Raw genomic sequence first — 14662 nt, 5'->3', positions numbered from 1 at the left:
TATAACAATAAGTATTTAAGTTTTTGATTTTATTTAGTATTGATAAAGAAAGCGGATTGCTGGCTTTTTATTGAGAATAATGATGTTTATAAAAGGGCACAAATTAGGGAGGTTTCATGGAGTACTCATTGAGTGATAAAAAACCCTGCCGAAGCAGGGTTTTGAATCATGACTTTTATATTAGAAGTCGTATGAAACAGATAACCAGTAGTTACGGCCTGGAATATAAGTACCCGCTAAACCACTCGTCGTTTTAGTATATAGGAAAGCATTTTCAACTTCGTTATCACTATTAATAAATGACTTATAGTCGCCAAAGTCTTTGTTCAATAAGTTATTCACACGACCTGAAACAGTAACTTGATTGTTGACTTTATAAGATGCACCTAAATTAAATAGCTCATAGGCTTTTAACTTATTGCCGACAGCATCAATTTCACGACTTACATTGACATCGCTTAAATCAGGATCTATGAAACGTACACGGTCAGATTTATATTCAGCTTCTAACCAGGTAGTGAACTTATCATTCACATACCAAGTTCCTGTGAAGTTCAAAGCGTGACGAGGTGTATTTTCAATAGGATTACCTTTATTTTCACCTTCGGTAATTTCAGACTCTAACCAAGTATAGTTTGCTTTTACATCAAAGCTTGGAGAAATTTCATATTTAGCACTAAGTTCCACACCGTAGCTTTCAGCTTCGCCTGCATTGCCTTTAAAGCTAAAGTTTTGCTGATTATCAAAACTGCCTACAGTCATGCAGTTGTTTGCAGGTGCTTGTCCTGTTGGGCGACCTGCCCATAAACAGTTTTCAACGACGCGTGCATCACTGATGATAATATCTTTAAACTGAGTAAAGAACGCAGTGGTAGCTAAAGAGAAATTAGACAAGTTGTCGTAAACGAAACCAAGTTCATAGTTTGTGGTTTCTTCAGGCTTAAGATCTGGGTTGCCCAAAGTCACGTTTCGGCCTTGTGAGCTAAAACCATTGATTCCATTATGAAGGTCATTCGCTGTTGGAACTTTATAGCCAGTACTTATACCACCTTTTAAAATCAACTGATCATTGGTGTTCCAAACTAAATATGCGCGAGGTGTAAAGTGACCACCAAAAGCACTATGGTCTTCGTAGCGACCACCGAAAGTGAATGCAAGAGAATCCGTTAGATTCCATTCATCCTCAGCGAACACAGACCAAGAATCTTGTTTAAAAGCAACTCCATTACCTGCTGAGTTATCGATGGTTTCACCATCTTTATATTCAACACCAGCTGTAAGTTTATGGTTGCCAAGTGTTGAAATAATACGAGAATCAACGGTTAGGTCTTTATTTTCTAAAATACGATCTTGTGTACCATCTGAATAATAATTGTATTCAGGTACATTTCCTTTTGGAAGACGACGGCCTTCTTGTTTAGAAGAAACATAGTTTGCAAATGTTTTCCATTGACCTAAGCTAAGCTCAGCATCTACACCTGCAGAAATACGATCTCTTAAGAATTTGATCTCGTCTTTATATGAACCAATTCCTGATGGTAAACCTGTCGTACGGTTGAATTCGTAAAGTTCACCTAAACGGGCATCACTATTATCAAAACGTTGTTTAGCATGATCAAAGTCTACCCAAGTAGAGACATTATCATTTACATTTAGCGTAAGTTTTGTACCCACAGCATAATTATTTGCTTCTACTGTACGTGGGTCACGACCTTGGCTACCTTCATCAATAGTTTTTGCGGGGGTAACAAGTCGATCTGATTGATCGCGGTGGAAAAACTCGCCACGTACTTGTATACCAAGTTTATCTTGAATCACTGGACCATTAACAACTGCACTGGTTTTCCAGTTATTACCAATATCAGAATTTTCTTGAATATTCTGTTCAACAGAAACGTTACCATTCCATTCTGATGCAACTTTCTTGGTAATAATATTAATGATACCGCCCATGGCATCAGAACCATAAAGGGTAGACATAGGACCACGAATGACTTCAATACGTTCAATAGAAGCTAATGGTGGCATAAAGCTTGTACTAAATTCACCAAAACCATTTGGACCAATTGAACCAGAAGTATTCTGACGCTGACCATCGATCAAAATAAGAGTGTAAGATTGATTCAGACCACGCATTTGGATATTTAAACCACCAGTTTTGCCTTGGCCATTTCGTACGTCGACACCTGGTACTTCACTGAGCGCATCTGCAATACTGGTAATACCTTTTTTCTTTAATTCTTCTGCGGTTACTACACTAATTGAAGCAGGCGCATTTTTAATATCTTGTTCAAAACCCGCCGCTGAAACCACAATCGTAGACATTTGATGTGTTGTTGTAGGAGTCGCTGTCTCGTTCACAGTCTCTGCAAAAGTAGATGTTGCTGTAACCCCAAGAATTGCCAATGTAAGTGGACGAAGACTAAAACTATGCATGACCAGATTCCCGAACCGAAGAATAAATTAGTATTGTTGCTCAAATAAGAAACTGGATATTAATGATAGTATTTATCATTTGCAATAAAAATATACATTTTCTCTATTTAAATTGGGTTGACTAGGTATCTGGAAAGGTGGCAATTCAAGTGAAAAAAGGGCTTAAAAACTGGAACTCGCGCGTATTTTTTGTATATCCTTAAATGTTGTCATATAATGTGGCACATTTTTATAAACCTGTTATAACCTAATATATAGAGGAAGCCATGCAAGTAACTTCTGAAGCGGTTTCGGGCGTTGCCCGTCGTTTAAATGTTTCTGTACCGACGAGCCGTATTAATGAGCAATTTGAAGCTCGTTTAAAGCGCACTGCTAAAACTGCGAAGATCAACGGCTTCCGTCCAGGTAAAGTGCCTGTAAACGTAGTTCGTCGTGAATACGGCGCGGGTATCTACCAAGAAGTAGTAAACGATATTATTCGTGACACAGTTTTCGAAGCGATCCAGCAAGAAAAAATCAATGCTGTGGGCATGCCAAACATCGAAAAAACTGAAATGAAAGACGACGCGCTGGTATATACAGCGACTGTTGAAGTTTATCCAGAAATCGAAGTGAAATTCGACGGTTTGGAAGTTGAGCGTAAAGCAGCTGAAGTAAATGACAAAGACGTTGAGAAGATGATTGAAAATCTTCAAAAACAACGTGCTGCTTGGGCTGAAACAAAAGGCATGGCTAAAAAAGACATGCAAGTAACTTTTGATTTTGAAGGTTCAATCGACGGCGAAAAATTTGAAGGCGGTTCTGCAGAAGACTTCAAACTAGTACTTGGTTCTGGTCGTATGATCCCTGGCTTCGAAGACGGTATCGTTGGTATGAAGAAAGGCGAAGAGAAAGTGATTGATGTAACTTTCCCTGAAGACTACCAAGCTGAAAACCTTGCTGGTAAACAAGCTCAATTCAAAATCACTGTGAAGCTTGTTGAAAAGCAAAAACTTCCAGAAATCGATGCTGAATTCCTGAAAATCTTCGGTGTATCTGAAGAAGAAGGCGTTGAGAAGTTAAAAGCTGACGTTCGTAAAAACATGGAACGTGAAGTGAAGAATGGCCTTCGCAACCAGGTTAAAGGCGCGACTTTCGATGCACTTGTAGCTGCAAACGAAGTTGAACTTCCAGCTGCTATGCTTGCTCAAGAAATTGACCGTCAACGTCAACAAATGATCCAGCAGTTCACACAGCAGTTTGGTGCTCAAGGTGCGAAAGCATTTGATTCAAGCATGCTTCCAGACGAATTGTTCAAAGAACAAGCTGAAAAATCTGTAAAACTTGGCGTACTTGTAAGCCGTGTTTTAGCTGATGCGAAAATTGAAGTAGATGCTGCACGCGTTGAAGCGTACATCGAAGACATGGCTTCTTCTTATGAAGATCCAAACGAAGTAATTGAATACTTCAAAAACGATGCGCAACAACGTGCCCAAATCGAAGCAGTTGTACTAGAAGACCAAGTTGTTGATTACATTTTGGCTTCTGCTAAAGTAACTGATGCGACTGTAAGCTATGAAGACTTATTGAAAGAGCAGCAAGCTCGTCAACAAGGCTAATTTAGCTTTCGATAAAAAAGGCGCTTAATGCGCCTTTTTTTCATATTGATGCCTGAAAAAAGCATTTCTGTTTTTCACAAAACTAATGCAAAAAATATAATGGATTTGTTGGCGAATTTTTTGCAATTTCAGTGATTATCCCTCATATTGTGATTATGGGTTAGGTCACAAAAAATTTAGGAATAAATAAACGTATGTATGTTCCAACGATTGAAAACGCTTTAGTGCCAATGGTGGTAGAACAATCCTCTCGTGGTGAGCGTTCTTTTGATATTTATTCACGCCTTTTGCGTGAACGTGTAATTTTTATGACGGGCGAAGTTGAAGACAACATGGCGAACCTGATCGTTGCGCAAATGTTGTTTTTAGAGGCGGAAAATCCAGATAAAGATATTCATCTATATATCAATTCACCAGGCGGTTCGGTAACTGCGGGTATGGCGATTTATGACACCATGCAGTTTATCAAACCTGATGTCGTAACGTACTGCATGGGTCAGGCAGCATCAATGGGTGCGTTCCTGCTGAATGCCGGTACCAAAGGCAAGCGTTATTGCCTTGAAAATGCCCGTGTCATGATTCACCAGCCATTGGGTGGTTTCCGTGGTCAGGCTTCAGATATTGAAATTCATGCACGTGAAATCCTGTTTATTAAAGAACGTTTAAACCGTTTAATGGCTGAACACAGCGGTCAGGATTACGAGAAAGTTGCACGTGATACAGACCGTGACAACTTTATGACTGCTCAGCAAGCGAAAGAATACGGTCTTGTGGACGAAGTTTTAACTAAACGTCCATAAGTTTTAAAGATTGAGATAGTGGAGTAAATATGTCCGAACATCCTCAAGGACAAAAGCATTGTTCATTTTGCGGTAAAACGCAGTCTGAAGTCGGGAAGCTGATTGCAGGCGAGGACGCATACATTTGTAACGAATGTGTGGACGTATGCTTAGATTTGGTTCAAACCAGTCAGCAGGTGGAAACCAATGACTGGGCCAATCGACCTTTGCCGAAACCGCATGAAATTCGTGCGGCCTTGGATCAATATGTGATTGGTCAGGACGTCGCGAAAAAAACCTTGTCAGTTGCGGTTTATAACCATTACAAGCGCTTGAAAGTGCAAAATAATGGCAAGAAAGCTGATGATTCAGTCGAGCTTTCAAAAAGTAATATTATGTTGGTTGGTCCGACAGGATCGGGCAAAACCTTGCTTGCACAAACGCTGGCACGTCTTCTTGATGTTCCATTTGCCATGGCAGATGCAACGACACTGACCGAAGCCGGTTATGTGGGTGAAGATGTAGAAAACATCGTACAGAAGCTACTGCAAAAAGCCGATTACGATGTCGAAAAAGCGCAAAAGGGCATTATCTATATCGACGAGATCGACAAGATTACCCGCAAGTCTGAAAACCCATCCATCACGCGTGATGTATCGGGTGAAGGTGTTCAGCAAGCATTATTGAAAATGATTGAAGGTACGGTTGCATCAATTCCGCCACAAGGTGGACGTAAGCATCCGCAGCAAGAATTCATTCAGATTGATACCTCGAACATCCTGTTTATCTGTGGTGGTGCATTCTCAGGACTTGAGAAAATTGTACAGCAACGTCAGGAAAAAGGTGGCATCGGCTTTACTGCAGAAGTGCGTAAAAAAGATGAAACCAAGAAGCTGTCTGACTTGTTCCGTCAAGTTGAAGCAACTGATCTGGTAAAATTTGGTTTGATTCCAGAATTTATTGGTCGTTTGCCAGTAATTGCCACTTTGGACGAGTTGGATGAAGAAGCACTGATGCAGATTCTGACTGAGCCGAAGAACGCCTTGACCCGTCAGTATCAACATCTGTTTGATATGGAAGATGTGGATCTGGTCTTTGAAGAATCGGCATTACGTGCAGTGGCTAAGAAAGCAGTTGAGCGTAATACAGGCGCGCGTGGTCTACGTTCAATTCTTGAAAATTCATTGCTGGAAACCATGTATGACTTGCCAAGCCGTAGCGATGTCGGCACTGTCGTCATCAATGAAGCTGTGATTAAAGGTGAGGCAGAGCCGGAATACCGTGCTGAGCGTCAGCCACATGATCAGCAAGAGACAGCGACAAAAATAGATTTAAAGGTGGTAAATAGCAAATCTGCTTAATTGCTATTCGTCCGAAACGTGCGAAAACTCCGTGTTTTCGCACGTTTTTTATTTCCAAAAATAAAGCTCGGTGTTAATCTGATTCACTAGGCGTGGATGCCTAAAACTTATAAAAAACAAATCGCAAAGCACTTGCATACAAAAGAATAAAGACGCAGTGAGGGATAAGCATGCGTGGAGTCGCAATTGTACTCATCAGCAGTTTGGCATTGCTGGGGTGTCATGGTAAGAAAGCCGTGGTTGAGCCTACACAGCCACTCAGCACTTTAAAAAATATCGATCTTGAAAAAAAACCGGGCTTCGTCGAGCAGCATCGTATTGGCATGTTCACCATTGGCGGTTGGGTCAATCAAAAGCAGGGCAACCGTTTTCAGACCGTAAAAGCGCAGCATGATGAAGCCGCCATCGTGTATTTATACCGGCCCGATTCTAAATGGAATCGTCAGGAAATTGTCGCTGCCAGCCTGTTTATCAATCAAGAACATATTCCAAGCTTATTGCACAACCATTATTACTGGATTGAACTGCCTGCCGGAACTTATCGGTTGAGTACCAGTCGACCGCTAGGAGCGCTGCATTTCCAGAAGCCGAAATATCTGGATTTTACTGTCGAAGCGGGACAGTCTTATTTTATTAAATATGATGAAGAGAATATCAGTACACGCCGGAGTGTTTCAGGGCCACTCATGCTGATGCCGGAAAAAGTTGGTCTGAACGAAATTGCTTTTACTCAGCTAAAATCAGACAGTTTTAACTTTGTGGCACAAGATCAGGAAACAGGCCAGATTCGTAAAAAAGCCCAAAAAATTGAACCGACTGCTTATGATCCATCATTAGATGTACAGCTAAAAGCACCTTTTAAACTTTGGGATCCACGGACTTGGTAATTTGGACATTTCTTTAAGCAAACACAATAAAAAAGCACCCATTCAGGGTAATGCCAGTCAGTTAAGCAAAAAAAGTTAAAATGCTGTAAAAAGAGCGTATGTAAATACGCTCTTTTTTTATGAATTTATCTCAGAATCTAGATTTAACATTAAAACAAACCCTACCTTCACTTTCACAATTCAGTGAATTGATTGATTTAAACTGGATTGAAGATTGCTTAGACCAAACAGGTAAAGCATCAATTCGAAAAAGAAAACTGCCTGCTGAACATGTTGTTTGGCTGGTAATCGGACTTGCTCTATTTCGAAATCAACCGATTTGGTATGTGGTTCAACAATTGCAACTTGTTTTCGGTACGGCAGAATACTGTGTACCGAGTGCATCCGTACAAGCAAGACAACGCTTAGGCTTAGAACCCATGAGTGCTTTATTTTCGACATTAAGTCAGGCATGGTTTAAAGACTCACAACAACAATATAGCAACTTTCACGGTCTATGCGTTTGTGCTGTAGATGGTGTGGTTTGGTCTATGCCTCATACAGAAGAAAACTTTAAGCACTTTGGTTCATCCAAAGGCAAAACAGCAGCTGCACCTTACCCACAAGTTAGAGCGACTTGCCTGGTGAATACCAATACCCATGAAATGATTGATGCCCAAATGGGTAGTATGGATCAAGGTGAATTAACCTTAGCCAGTCAATTAAAAGCACCAGTTCGCAGTATTACCCTATTTGATCGTGCTTACTTCTCTGCTGATTTTTTAGTGAGCTGGCAATCTCAGGCAGAAGAGAGTCATTGGTTGATGCGAGCAAAGGACAACCTGCGTTATGAAGTGATTCATCATAATGCGGCCCATGACTTTCAGATCAAAATGCCTGTTTCAGCAAGAGCAAAAAAGATAAATCCGTCATTGGGTGACTATTGGGAAGCACGTTTAATTGAAGTTGAATATGCAGGAAAAATAAGACGTTACATTACATCATTAACAGATTCTAAAGTTTATCCATTCAAAGACCTTGCAATGCTTTATATCCAGCGTTGGGAAATAGAAATGTGTTATCGGGAAATTAAAAGTGATTTACAGGATGCAAGGATTTTAAGAAGCAAACAACCTGATTTGGTCTATCAAGAATTGTGGGGGGTATTTATTGCATATAATATCTTAAGAAGACAGATGAGGTTTATCGCTGAACATGCAAAGGTGAGTCCTTTAAGGATCAGTTTCCATATTGCATCTATGAGTATTATCAATATCTTAAGGCACACACCTTTAGAATCAGCAGGAAACCTACCCAAACATTTAGCGCAATTATTTGAACAATCTAAAATATTTGTATTACCTGAAAAAAGGCAAAGGCAATGTCCGCGAGTAGTGAAAATTAAAGCACAAAAATATCCAAGAAAATGCCAGTCAATTTCTTAACTGACTGGCATTACCCATTCAGGGTGCTTTTTTTCTTGCAGTAAAAATTAGCCCGCAGCAGCGTCAACTACTGGAATCTTACCAATTTTTGCTTGCCAGATTTTAGGTGCAGTCGCGTGAATAGAAGTACCATTCACATCAACTGCTACCGATACCGGCATATCTTTTACCACAAACTTGTAGATCGCTTCCATGCCTAGGTCAGCAAAGGCAACCACTTCAGCTTCACGGATGGCTTTAGATACTAAGTAAGCAGCACCACCGACAGCCATAAGGTAAGTCGCCTGGTTATCTTTAATTGCTTCAACGGCAGCAGGACCACGGTCTGCTTTACCGATCATGCCGAACATGCCAGTTGCTTCAAGAACTTGACGCGTAAATTTATCCATACGCGTAGCCGTTGTTGGACCTGCAGGACCAACTACTTCATCACCGACTGGATCGACTGGACCTACGTAGTAGATAAACTTGCCTTTCAGATCAACAGGAAGTTCTTCACCGTTGTTCAGCATGTCGACCATACGTTTGTGTGCAGCATCACGACCTGTATAGATTGTACCGTTAAGAAGAAGTGTATCGCCTGGTTTCCAGCTATTCATTTCTTCTTGGGTAATCGTGTCAAGGTCAACACGTTTAGAAGATGAAGAATCCCAAGTCACAGCAGGGTAGTCTTCAAGTTTAGGTGCTTGAATATGTGCAACACCTGTACCATCTAACTGGAAGTGTGCATGACGAGTCGCAGCACAGTTCGGGATCATACCAACTGGTTTACCTGCAGCATGACATGGATAATCTTTGATTTTAATATCAAGTACAGTGGTTAAACCGCCAAGACCTTGTGCACCAATACCCAAAGCATTTACTTTTTCGAAGATTTCGATACGAAGCTCTTCCATTTTGCTTTGTGGACCACGACGAAGCAATTCGTCCATGTTGATCTCTTCCATCAATGCTTCTTTGGCAAGCATCATGGCTTTTTCAGCAGTACCACCGATCCCGATTCCCAGCATACCTGGTGGACACCAGCCTGCACCCATGGTTGGAACAGTTTTCAGTACCCAATCCACGATTGAATCAGATGGGTTTAACATTGCTAGTTTAGATTTGTTTTCTGAACCGCCACCTTTGGCTGCCACAGTGATATCTACTTTATTACCAGGCACAAGCTTGTGGTAAATCACGGCAGGAGTGTTGTCTTTGGTGTTCTTACGACCAAATGCAGGATCAGCCAGAACTGATGCGCGAAGCACGTTCGAGTTTTCTAAATAACCCTGACGTACGCCTTCATTGATTGCATCATCCAGGCTCATGGTTAAATCGAATTTAACGTCCATGCCCACTTCAACAAATACGTTGACGATACCGGTATCTTGACAGATTGGGCGGTGGCCTTCTGCACACATGCGTGAGTTAATTAAGATTTGTGCGATCGCATCTTTAGCAGCTTTGTTCTCTTCACGATCATACGCACGGCTCATCGCTTGGATAAAGTCTTGTGGATGATAATAAGAAATGAACTGAAGCGCATCTTTAACTGATGTGATCAAGTCATCTTGCTTGATAATAGTTGTCATACAAATATCTCTTGAGCGGGCTGATAGCTAGCGGGCTAAATTATAAGACAAAAGAATCAGGTTGTGGGCATTTTGGGCGAGCATTGGCCGAAAGTTTATAGTTTAAGCAATCTGAGCAAGGACTTTAGCTATTCCATGGGTCAAATATGACAGCAAGTTGTCATATTCAGTGTCATATTTCAGATTAAAAATACGCATAATTTTGCTTATTCCGTTTTAAGTAATTGAATTTTATTAATTATTTTAAATCTAATAAAAAACCAGATTGTCATATAACTGTCATAAAACTTTTACATAATGCAGCTATTGAAACGGGAGATCCTAACAATGGTTACAGGTATTTTGATGGCAGCTGGTTTTTGTGTATATATCGCTGCAACTTGGATGTACGGTCAGAAAGAAGATCAAGCCTAAGCTTTATCTTCTTTTTTATTTTAAGACCTCAAAGAATTAACCTATCTTCAAATCTTCAAATCTTCAAATCTTCAAATCTTCAAATCTTCAAATCTTCAAATCTTCAAATCTTCAAATCTTCAAATCTTCAAATCCAGTTATAAAAATATTTGAAAACTCAAATTTAAAAAGTATCTTGCCTATAGCTTACTCAAGCCATGTTGCCCATTTACATTTTTAACCCAGAAAAACTCAAAGCCTGAAAACCCTTACACATGCGGCATTTTTTATTGCTTAGACTGTTTCTCTCAACTTCTAGAAACAGGCAAGTAGAATGAACAATTTTAATGCAAGTGATATTAAAGAACATGCTTCAGTCATTGCTTCATGTGGTACTCAAGTCGGGAAGGTAGACCATTTAGAAGGTCAGGATTCAATTAAATTAACAAGAAGTGATGATGAAAATAATGAGCATCATCTGATTCCCTTGAGTTGGGTAAGTGAAATCAAAGACAATAGCGTGGTGCTCAATAAAACGGCGGAAGACGTGCATAAAGAGTGGACCACCTTATAAAAAACTAAAGTCAGTGGACTGAAAAACAGGGCTGCCTCAGCTTAATTTTTTATGTCACAGACTTTATGGGCAATCGTTGAAAATGCCAGTTCGAAAGACTGGCATTTTTATTGTTTATTAAAACGAGATAATGATCGCGTGCTGAATTTATTGAAGCTATGAGTGTTTTTTTATAAAAAAACCACCTGATTTTTCAATCAGATGGTTTGGAAAACTTAAATTCAAGAAGTATTAAGCTTCTTGCTGCTCGGCCTGAATCGCGGTTAAGGCAATGGTAAACACGATGTCATCGACCAAGGCACCACGCGACAGGTCATTGACCGGCTTATTCAAGCCTTGCAGCATTGGCCCGACACTGACTACATTGGCAGCACGTTGTACCGCTTTATAGGTCGTGTTACCGGTATTCAGATCCGGGAAAATAAATACATTGGCACGTCCAGCCACTTGTGAATCAGGTGCCTTTTGGCGCCCCACGCTTTCCACCGATGCTGCATCATATTGTAATGGCCCATCAATCAACAGGTCAGGACGACGTTCTTTGGCAATGCGTGTAGCTTCCGCGACTTTTTCCACATCTGCACCTGTACCAGATGTCCCTGTTGAATAACTGATCATGGCGATGCGTGGGTCAAGACCAAAGGCTTTGGCTGAGTCTGCGGATTGAATCGCAATTTCGGCAAGCTGTTCCGCATTTGGATCAGGGTTGATCGCACAGTCACCATAGACACACACTTCATCAGGCAATAGCATAAAGAAAATCGATGATACCAGTGAGTAATTCGGTGCGGTCTTAATGAGTTGAAATGCAGGTCGCACCGTATTGGCTGTGGTATGAATCGCTCCCGAAACCAGACCATCTACCTGATCCAAGGCCAACATCATGGTGCCAAGTACAACAGTATCTTGCAATTGTGCTTTGGCTTGCAACGCATCCAGCTTGCCTCTGCGTAACTCAACCATTGGCTCGATATATTGATCACGGATAGTGTCTGGGTCAATAATCTGTAGATCAGCAGGGAGCTGAATCCCACGTGCCTTGGCAACCTCGGCAACAGACTCTGGTTTTGCCAAAAGGATACATTGGGCAATGCCACGTGTCTGGCAAATCACGGCAGCCTGTACAGTACGTGGTTCATCACCCTCTGGGAGTACAATACGTTTTTTCGCTGCAATCGCTTTCTGTACCAGCTCATAACGGAAAGCTGATGGAGAGAGGCGAGGATGTAGGTTGTTCTGAGTATGTTGATCCAGCCAGTTATTGTCAATATGACTTGAAACAAAACGGGTAACCTGCTCAGCGCGTTCAATATCATCAATTGGAATTTCATTGCCAAAACGATTTAAGCGTTGTGCTGTTTCAAGTGTATCAAGTGAAGTATGCAGAATTGGCAAACCTTGCTTAATTGCACTTTGGCAAAACTCTAAAACATTGTCTGAGGGTGGCGCCTGTTCAGTTAAAACCAATCCTGCCAATGGTGTACCATTGCTACTGGCGAGACTGGCTGCAAGCAGGGTGTCGGTACGCTGTGAGGCACTGATGATCAGCTCACCCGCAATAAACTTGTGCAGTTCAGATTCAATATTTGAGGCAATCAGGCTGGTATGTAAAATACGGCGCTGTTTTGCTTCGCCCTGATGCAGCCATGTCCCCTCAACAATTGCTGCAATATCCAAACTACGTGGCACACTCAGGATATTGCTGAATGGAACCAGACCGATAATTGGCAATTCATCTGTTCCCATAAAGCGGTTATAGCGTTGCAGCTCTAATGAAAATTCGGCAATTTGCTGGTCCAGACGTAGGCTTGGGTCAAGTGTGACAGGAATTTCAGCCGTGCCGTCTGGAAGCCCCTTGGTTCGCATGAACAGAACCCCTGTAGTGCGGGGTGAGGCTGCGCCGCCAAACTGACGTAGATGGGCATCGACTTTTTCTGCTGTCTTGCGTGGATCAGCAAGATCGGCGGTACTGACCAAAACCACCTGGGCATCCAGCGCCTGCGCAAGCGCAGCATTGATTTCACTGGCAAAATGGTCTTGTCCATTGGGAACAAGGCCCTCGACAATAATTACATCATGATCAACCGCAATCTGGCGATGCAATGCAACCGCCTCTTCAAGCAGTTCATCTGTCTCACCTAATGCAATCAGTTGAGTCAATCTTTCATAAGTAATCGGTTCAACCGAACGACGATGGAATAGATGACGATATAGGGTGGTAGTGCGGTCAACCGTCGTATCTGCAATTTGTGAAAATGGCTTGAGGAACCCCGCATTAATTCCTTTACAGTCCAGTGCGTAAATCATGCCTAAACAGGCAGAGGTTAAACCAACACCCTCACCTGTAGGAATCAGTAAAATTGTATTCATAATGACCTTGGTATTATCTAAATATGATTGTTTAAGCTATTTGTGCAAGCACCTGACGGGTCTCTTTGGCGATACGACCTTCTTCATCAGTTGGAATCACCCAGATTTGTGGGCCTGTACCTGAATCAATTCGGCCTTCGGTACCGCGTTTCAGCTCATTATTGGCATTTTTATCCAGACTGAAACCGAAATGAGGCAGGTAAGTCATGGTTTTTTCGCGGATATACGCTGAGTTTTCGCCAATGCCGCCAGTGAAGAACAGACCATCAAGACGTGGCAGACCACAGCTCAACGCTGCCAGAGACTTAGCTAAACGGTAGCAGAATACTTCAATCGCCAGTGCGGCATCTTCATTGCCTTGCTCTGAAGCTTCAATCAGGGTACGCATGTCATTCGACAGGTCAGACAGACCCAAAAGACCACTTTGGCTATTCAGCATCTTGTCAATTTTATAAATGTCCCAACCCAGGTTTTTCGCCAAGAAACTATGCAGGCTTGGATCGACATCACCACTGCGTGTGCCCATAACAATGCCTTCAAGCGGAGTTAAGCCCATTGAAGTATCTACACTTTGCCCATTCCAAACGGCACAGGTCGAGCTACCATTACCTAAATGCGCAGTTAACCAGCCACCTTGTTTGAAACTACCTGCCAGTTCAGAACCACGTTCTGAAACATAGGCATGACTAGTCCCGTGGAAGCCATAGCGACGCACACCATGAGCAGTATATAAAAATTTCGGCAGGGCATAACGATAAGCATGCGCTGGCATGGTTTGATGGAAGGCAGTATCAAATACTGCAACTTGTGGTAATTCCGGGAATAAACGTTTGGTAGCTTCAATGCCAATCAGATGAGCCGGATTGTGTAATGGTGCAAGCGGTGTTGCTTCACGAATTTTTTCAATAATTTCGTCATTGATCAGTTCAGCCTTGGTCAGGCTGCCACCATGTACGACACGGTGACCGATCGCATCCGGACGGTAGTTGGCCAGACGTTCCAGACCCACTTCGAGTGCTTTTTTGTGGTCAGCAAATGGAATGTGGATATCGACCGGCTCATTGCCAACCGTCACGCCTTTAATGCGAGCATTCTCTGTGCCTAAGTTCTCAGCTAAACCATGAATACGGAAATTCTGCTCCTCAAGAAGTAATGCAAATTTGATTGAAGAAGAGCCACAATTAATAACTAATACTGACTTAGACACGATTGATTACCCAATTTTTAATTAAAATTCTCGTCCATTTGCTTGACCCAATTGCGAAC

General features: G+C 41.8%; 10 protein-coding genes. 6 read left to right on the top strand and 4 right to left on the bottom strand.

Going from position 1 to position 14662, the window contains the following annotated elements:
- Nucleotides 1-180: 180 nt before the first annotated feature.
- Nucleotides 181-2436 (bottom strand): TonB-dependent receptor domain-containing protein, encoded by a 2256-nt coding sequence (locus PYW33_RS13160; RefSeq protein WP_004647425.1) that lies wholly within the window; start codon nucleotides 2434-2436, stop codon nucleotides 181-183.
- 266 nt (nucleotides 2437-2702) lie between these two features.
- Here PYW33_RS13160 and tig point away from each other — a divergent pair, with 266 nt between their 5' ends.
- The 5 genes from tig to PYW33_RS13135 all read left to right on the top strand — a co-directional run bounded on the left by tig (nucleotide 2703) and on the right by PYW33_RS13135 (nucleotide 8485).
- Nucleotides 2703-4034, top strand: coding sequence for a trigger factor (tig, locus tag PYW33_RS13155; RefSeq protein ID WP_004647426.1), 1332 nt, complete (start codon nucleotides 2703-2705; stop codon nucleotides 4032-4034).
- Nucleotides 4035-4228: 194 nt separating this feature from the next.
- The gene (clpP, locus tag PYW33_RS13150) at nucleotides 4229-4834 is read left to right on the top strand and encodes an ATP-dependent Clp endopeptidase proteolytic subunit ClpP (protein WP_004647427.1); all 606 of its coding nucleotides are present in this window, start codon (nucleotides 4229-4231) and stop codon (nucleotides 4832-4834) included.
- A gap of 29 nt (nucleotides 4835-4863) precedes the next feature.
- On the top strand, nucleotides 4864-6174 hold the full coding sequence (clpX, locus tag PYW33_RS13145) for an ATP-dependent protease ATP-binding subunit ClpX (RefSeq protein WP_004278407.1): 1311 nt from the start codon (nucleotides 4864-4866) through the stop codon (nucleotides 6172-6174).
- 170 nt (nucleotides 6175-6344) lie between these two features.
- The gene (locus PYW33_RS13140; protein ID WP_004647428.1) at nucleotides 6345-7061 is read left to right on the top strand and encodes a DUF2846 domain-containing protein; all 717 of its coding nucleotides are present in this window, start codon (nucleotides 6345-6347) and stop codon (nucleotides 7059-7061) included.
- A 119-nt stretch (nucleotides 7062-7180) separates the two neighbouring features.
- Nucleotides 7181-8485: an IS4 family transposase gene (locus tag PYW33_RS13135; protein WP_004282307.1), complete on the top strand. Its 1305-nt coding sequence runs from the start codon at nucleotides 7181-7183 to the stop codon at nucleotides 8483-8485.
- 47 nt (nucleotides 8486-8532) lie between these two features.
- Here the strand turns inward: PYW33_RS13135 and PYW33_RS13130 are convergent, their stop codons facing one another.
- Complete coding sequence (locus PYW33_RS13130; RefSeq protein ID WP_004278405.1) at nucleotides 8533-10059, bottom strand: fumarate hydratase; 1527 nt, start codon at nucleotides 10057-10059, stop codon at nucleotides 8533-8535.
- Nucleotides 10060-10786: 727 nt separating this feature from the next.
- Here PYW33_RS13130 and PYW33_RS13125 point away from each other — a divergent pair.
- Complete coding sequence (locus PYW33_RS13125; RefSeq protein WP_004278404.1) at nucleotides 10787-11026, top strand: DUF2171 domain-containing protein; 240 nt, start codon at nucleotides 10787-10789, stop codon at nucleotides 11024-11026.
- Between the two features lie 231 nt (nucleotides 11027-11257).
- Here the strand turns inward: PYW33_RS13125 and pta are convergent, their stop codons facing one another.
- Entirely contained in the window at nucleotides 11258-13396 is a 2139-nt protein-coding gene (gene pta, locus PYW33_RS13120) for a phosphate acetyltransferase (RefSeq protein ID WP_004278403.1), read from the bottom strand.
- Nucleotides 13397-13427: 31 nt separating this feature from the next.
- The gene (locus PYW33_RS13115; protein ID WP_004278402.1) at nucleotides 13428-14603 is read right to left on the bottom strand and encodes an acetate/propionate family kinase; all 1176 of its coding nucleotides are present in this window, start codon (nucleotides 14601-14603) and stop codon (nucleotides 13428-13430) included.
- Nucleotides 14604-14662: the final 59 nt, after the last annotated feature.

This window comes from Acinetobacter lwoffii (assembly GCF_029024105.1).
Classification (GTDB): Bacteria; Pseudomonadota; Gammaproteobacteria; order Pseudomonadales; family Moraxellaceae; genus Acinetobacter; species Acinetobacter lwoffii.
The sequence above is the reverse complement of the archived record's forward strand: the minus strand, read 5'-3'. Positions and strand labels throughout refer to the sequence as shown.

Coding starts and splice junctions, on each gene's coding strand:
- pta (WP_004278403.1), bottom strand. CDS start 13,396: ATGAATACAATTTTACTGATTCCTACAGGTGAGGGTGTTGGTTTAACC.
- PYW33_RS13135 (WP_004282307.1), top strand. CDS start 7,181: ATGAATTTATCTCAGAATCTAGATTTAACATTAAAACAAACCCTACCT.
- PYW33_RS13160 (WP_004647425.1), bottom strand. CDS start 2,436: ATGCATAGTTTTAGTCTTCGTCCACTTACATTGGCAATTCTTGGGGTT.
- clpX (WP_004278407.1), top strand. CDS start 4,864: ATGTCCGAACATCCTCAAGGACAAAAGCATTGTTCATTTTGCGGTAAA.
- tig (WP_004647426.1), top strand. CDS start 2,703: ATGCAAGTAACTTCTGAAGCGGTTTCGGGCGTTGCCCGTCGTTTAAAT.
- PYW33_RS13130 (WP_004278405.1), bottom strand. CDS start 10,059: ATGACAACTATTATCAAGCAAGATGACTTGATCACATCAGTTAAAGAT.
- clpP (WP_004647427.1), top strand. CDS start 4,229: ATGTATGTTCCAACGATTGAAAACGCTTTAGTGCCAATGGTGGTAGAA.
- PYW33_RS13125 (WP_004278404.1), top strand. CDS start 10,787: ATGAACAATTTTAATGCAAGTGATATTAAAGAACATGCTTCAGTCATT.
- PYW33_RS13140 (WP_004647428.1), top strand. CDS start 6,345: ATGCGTGGAGTCGCAATTGTACTCATCAGCAGTTTGGCATTGCTGGGG.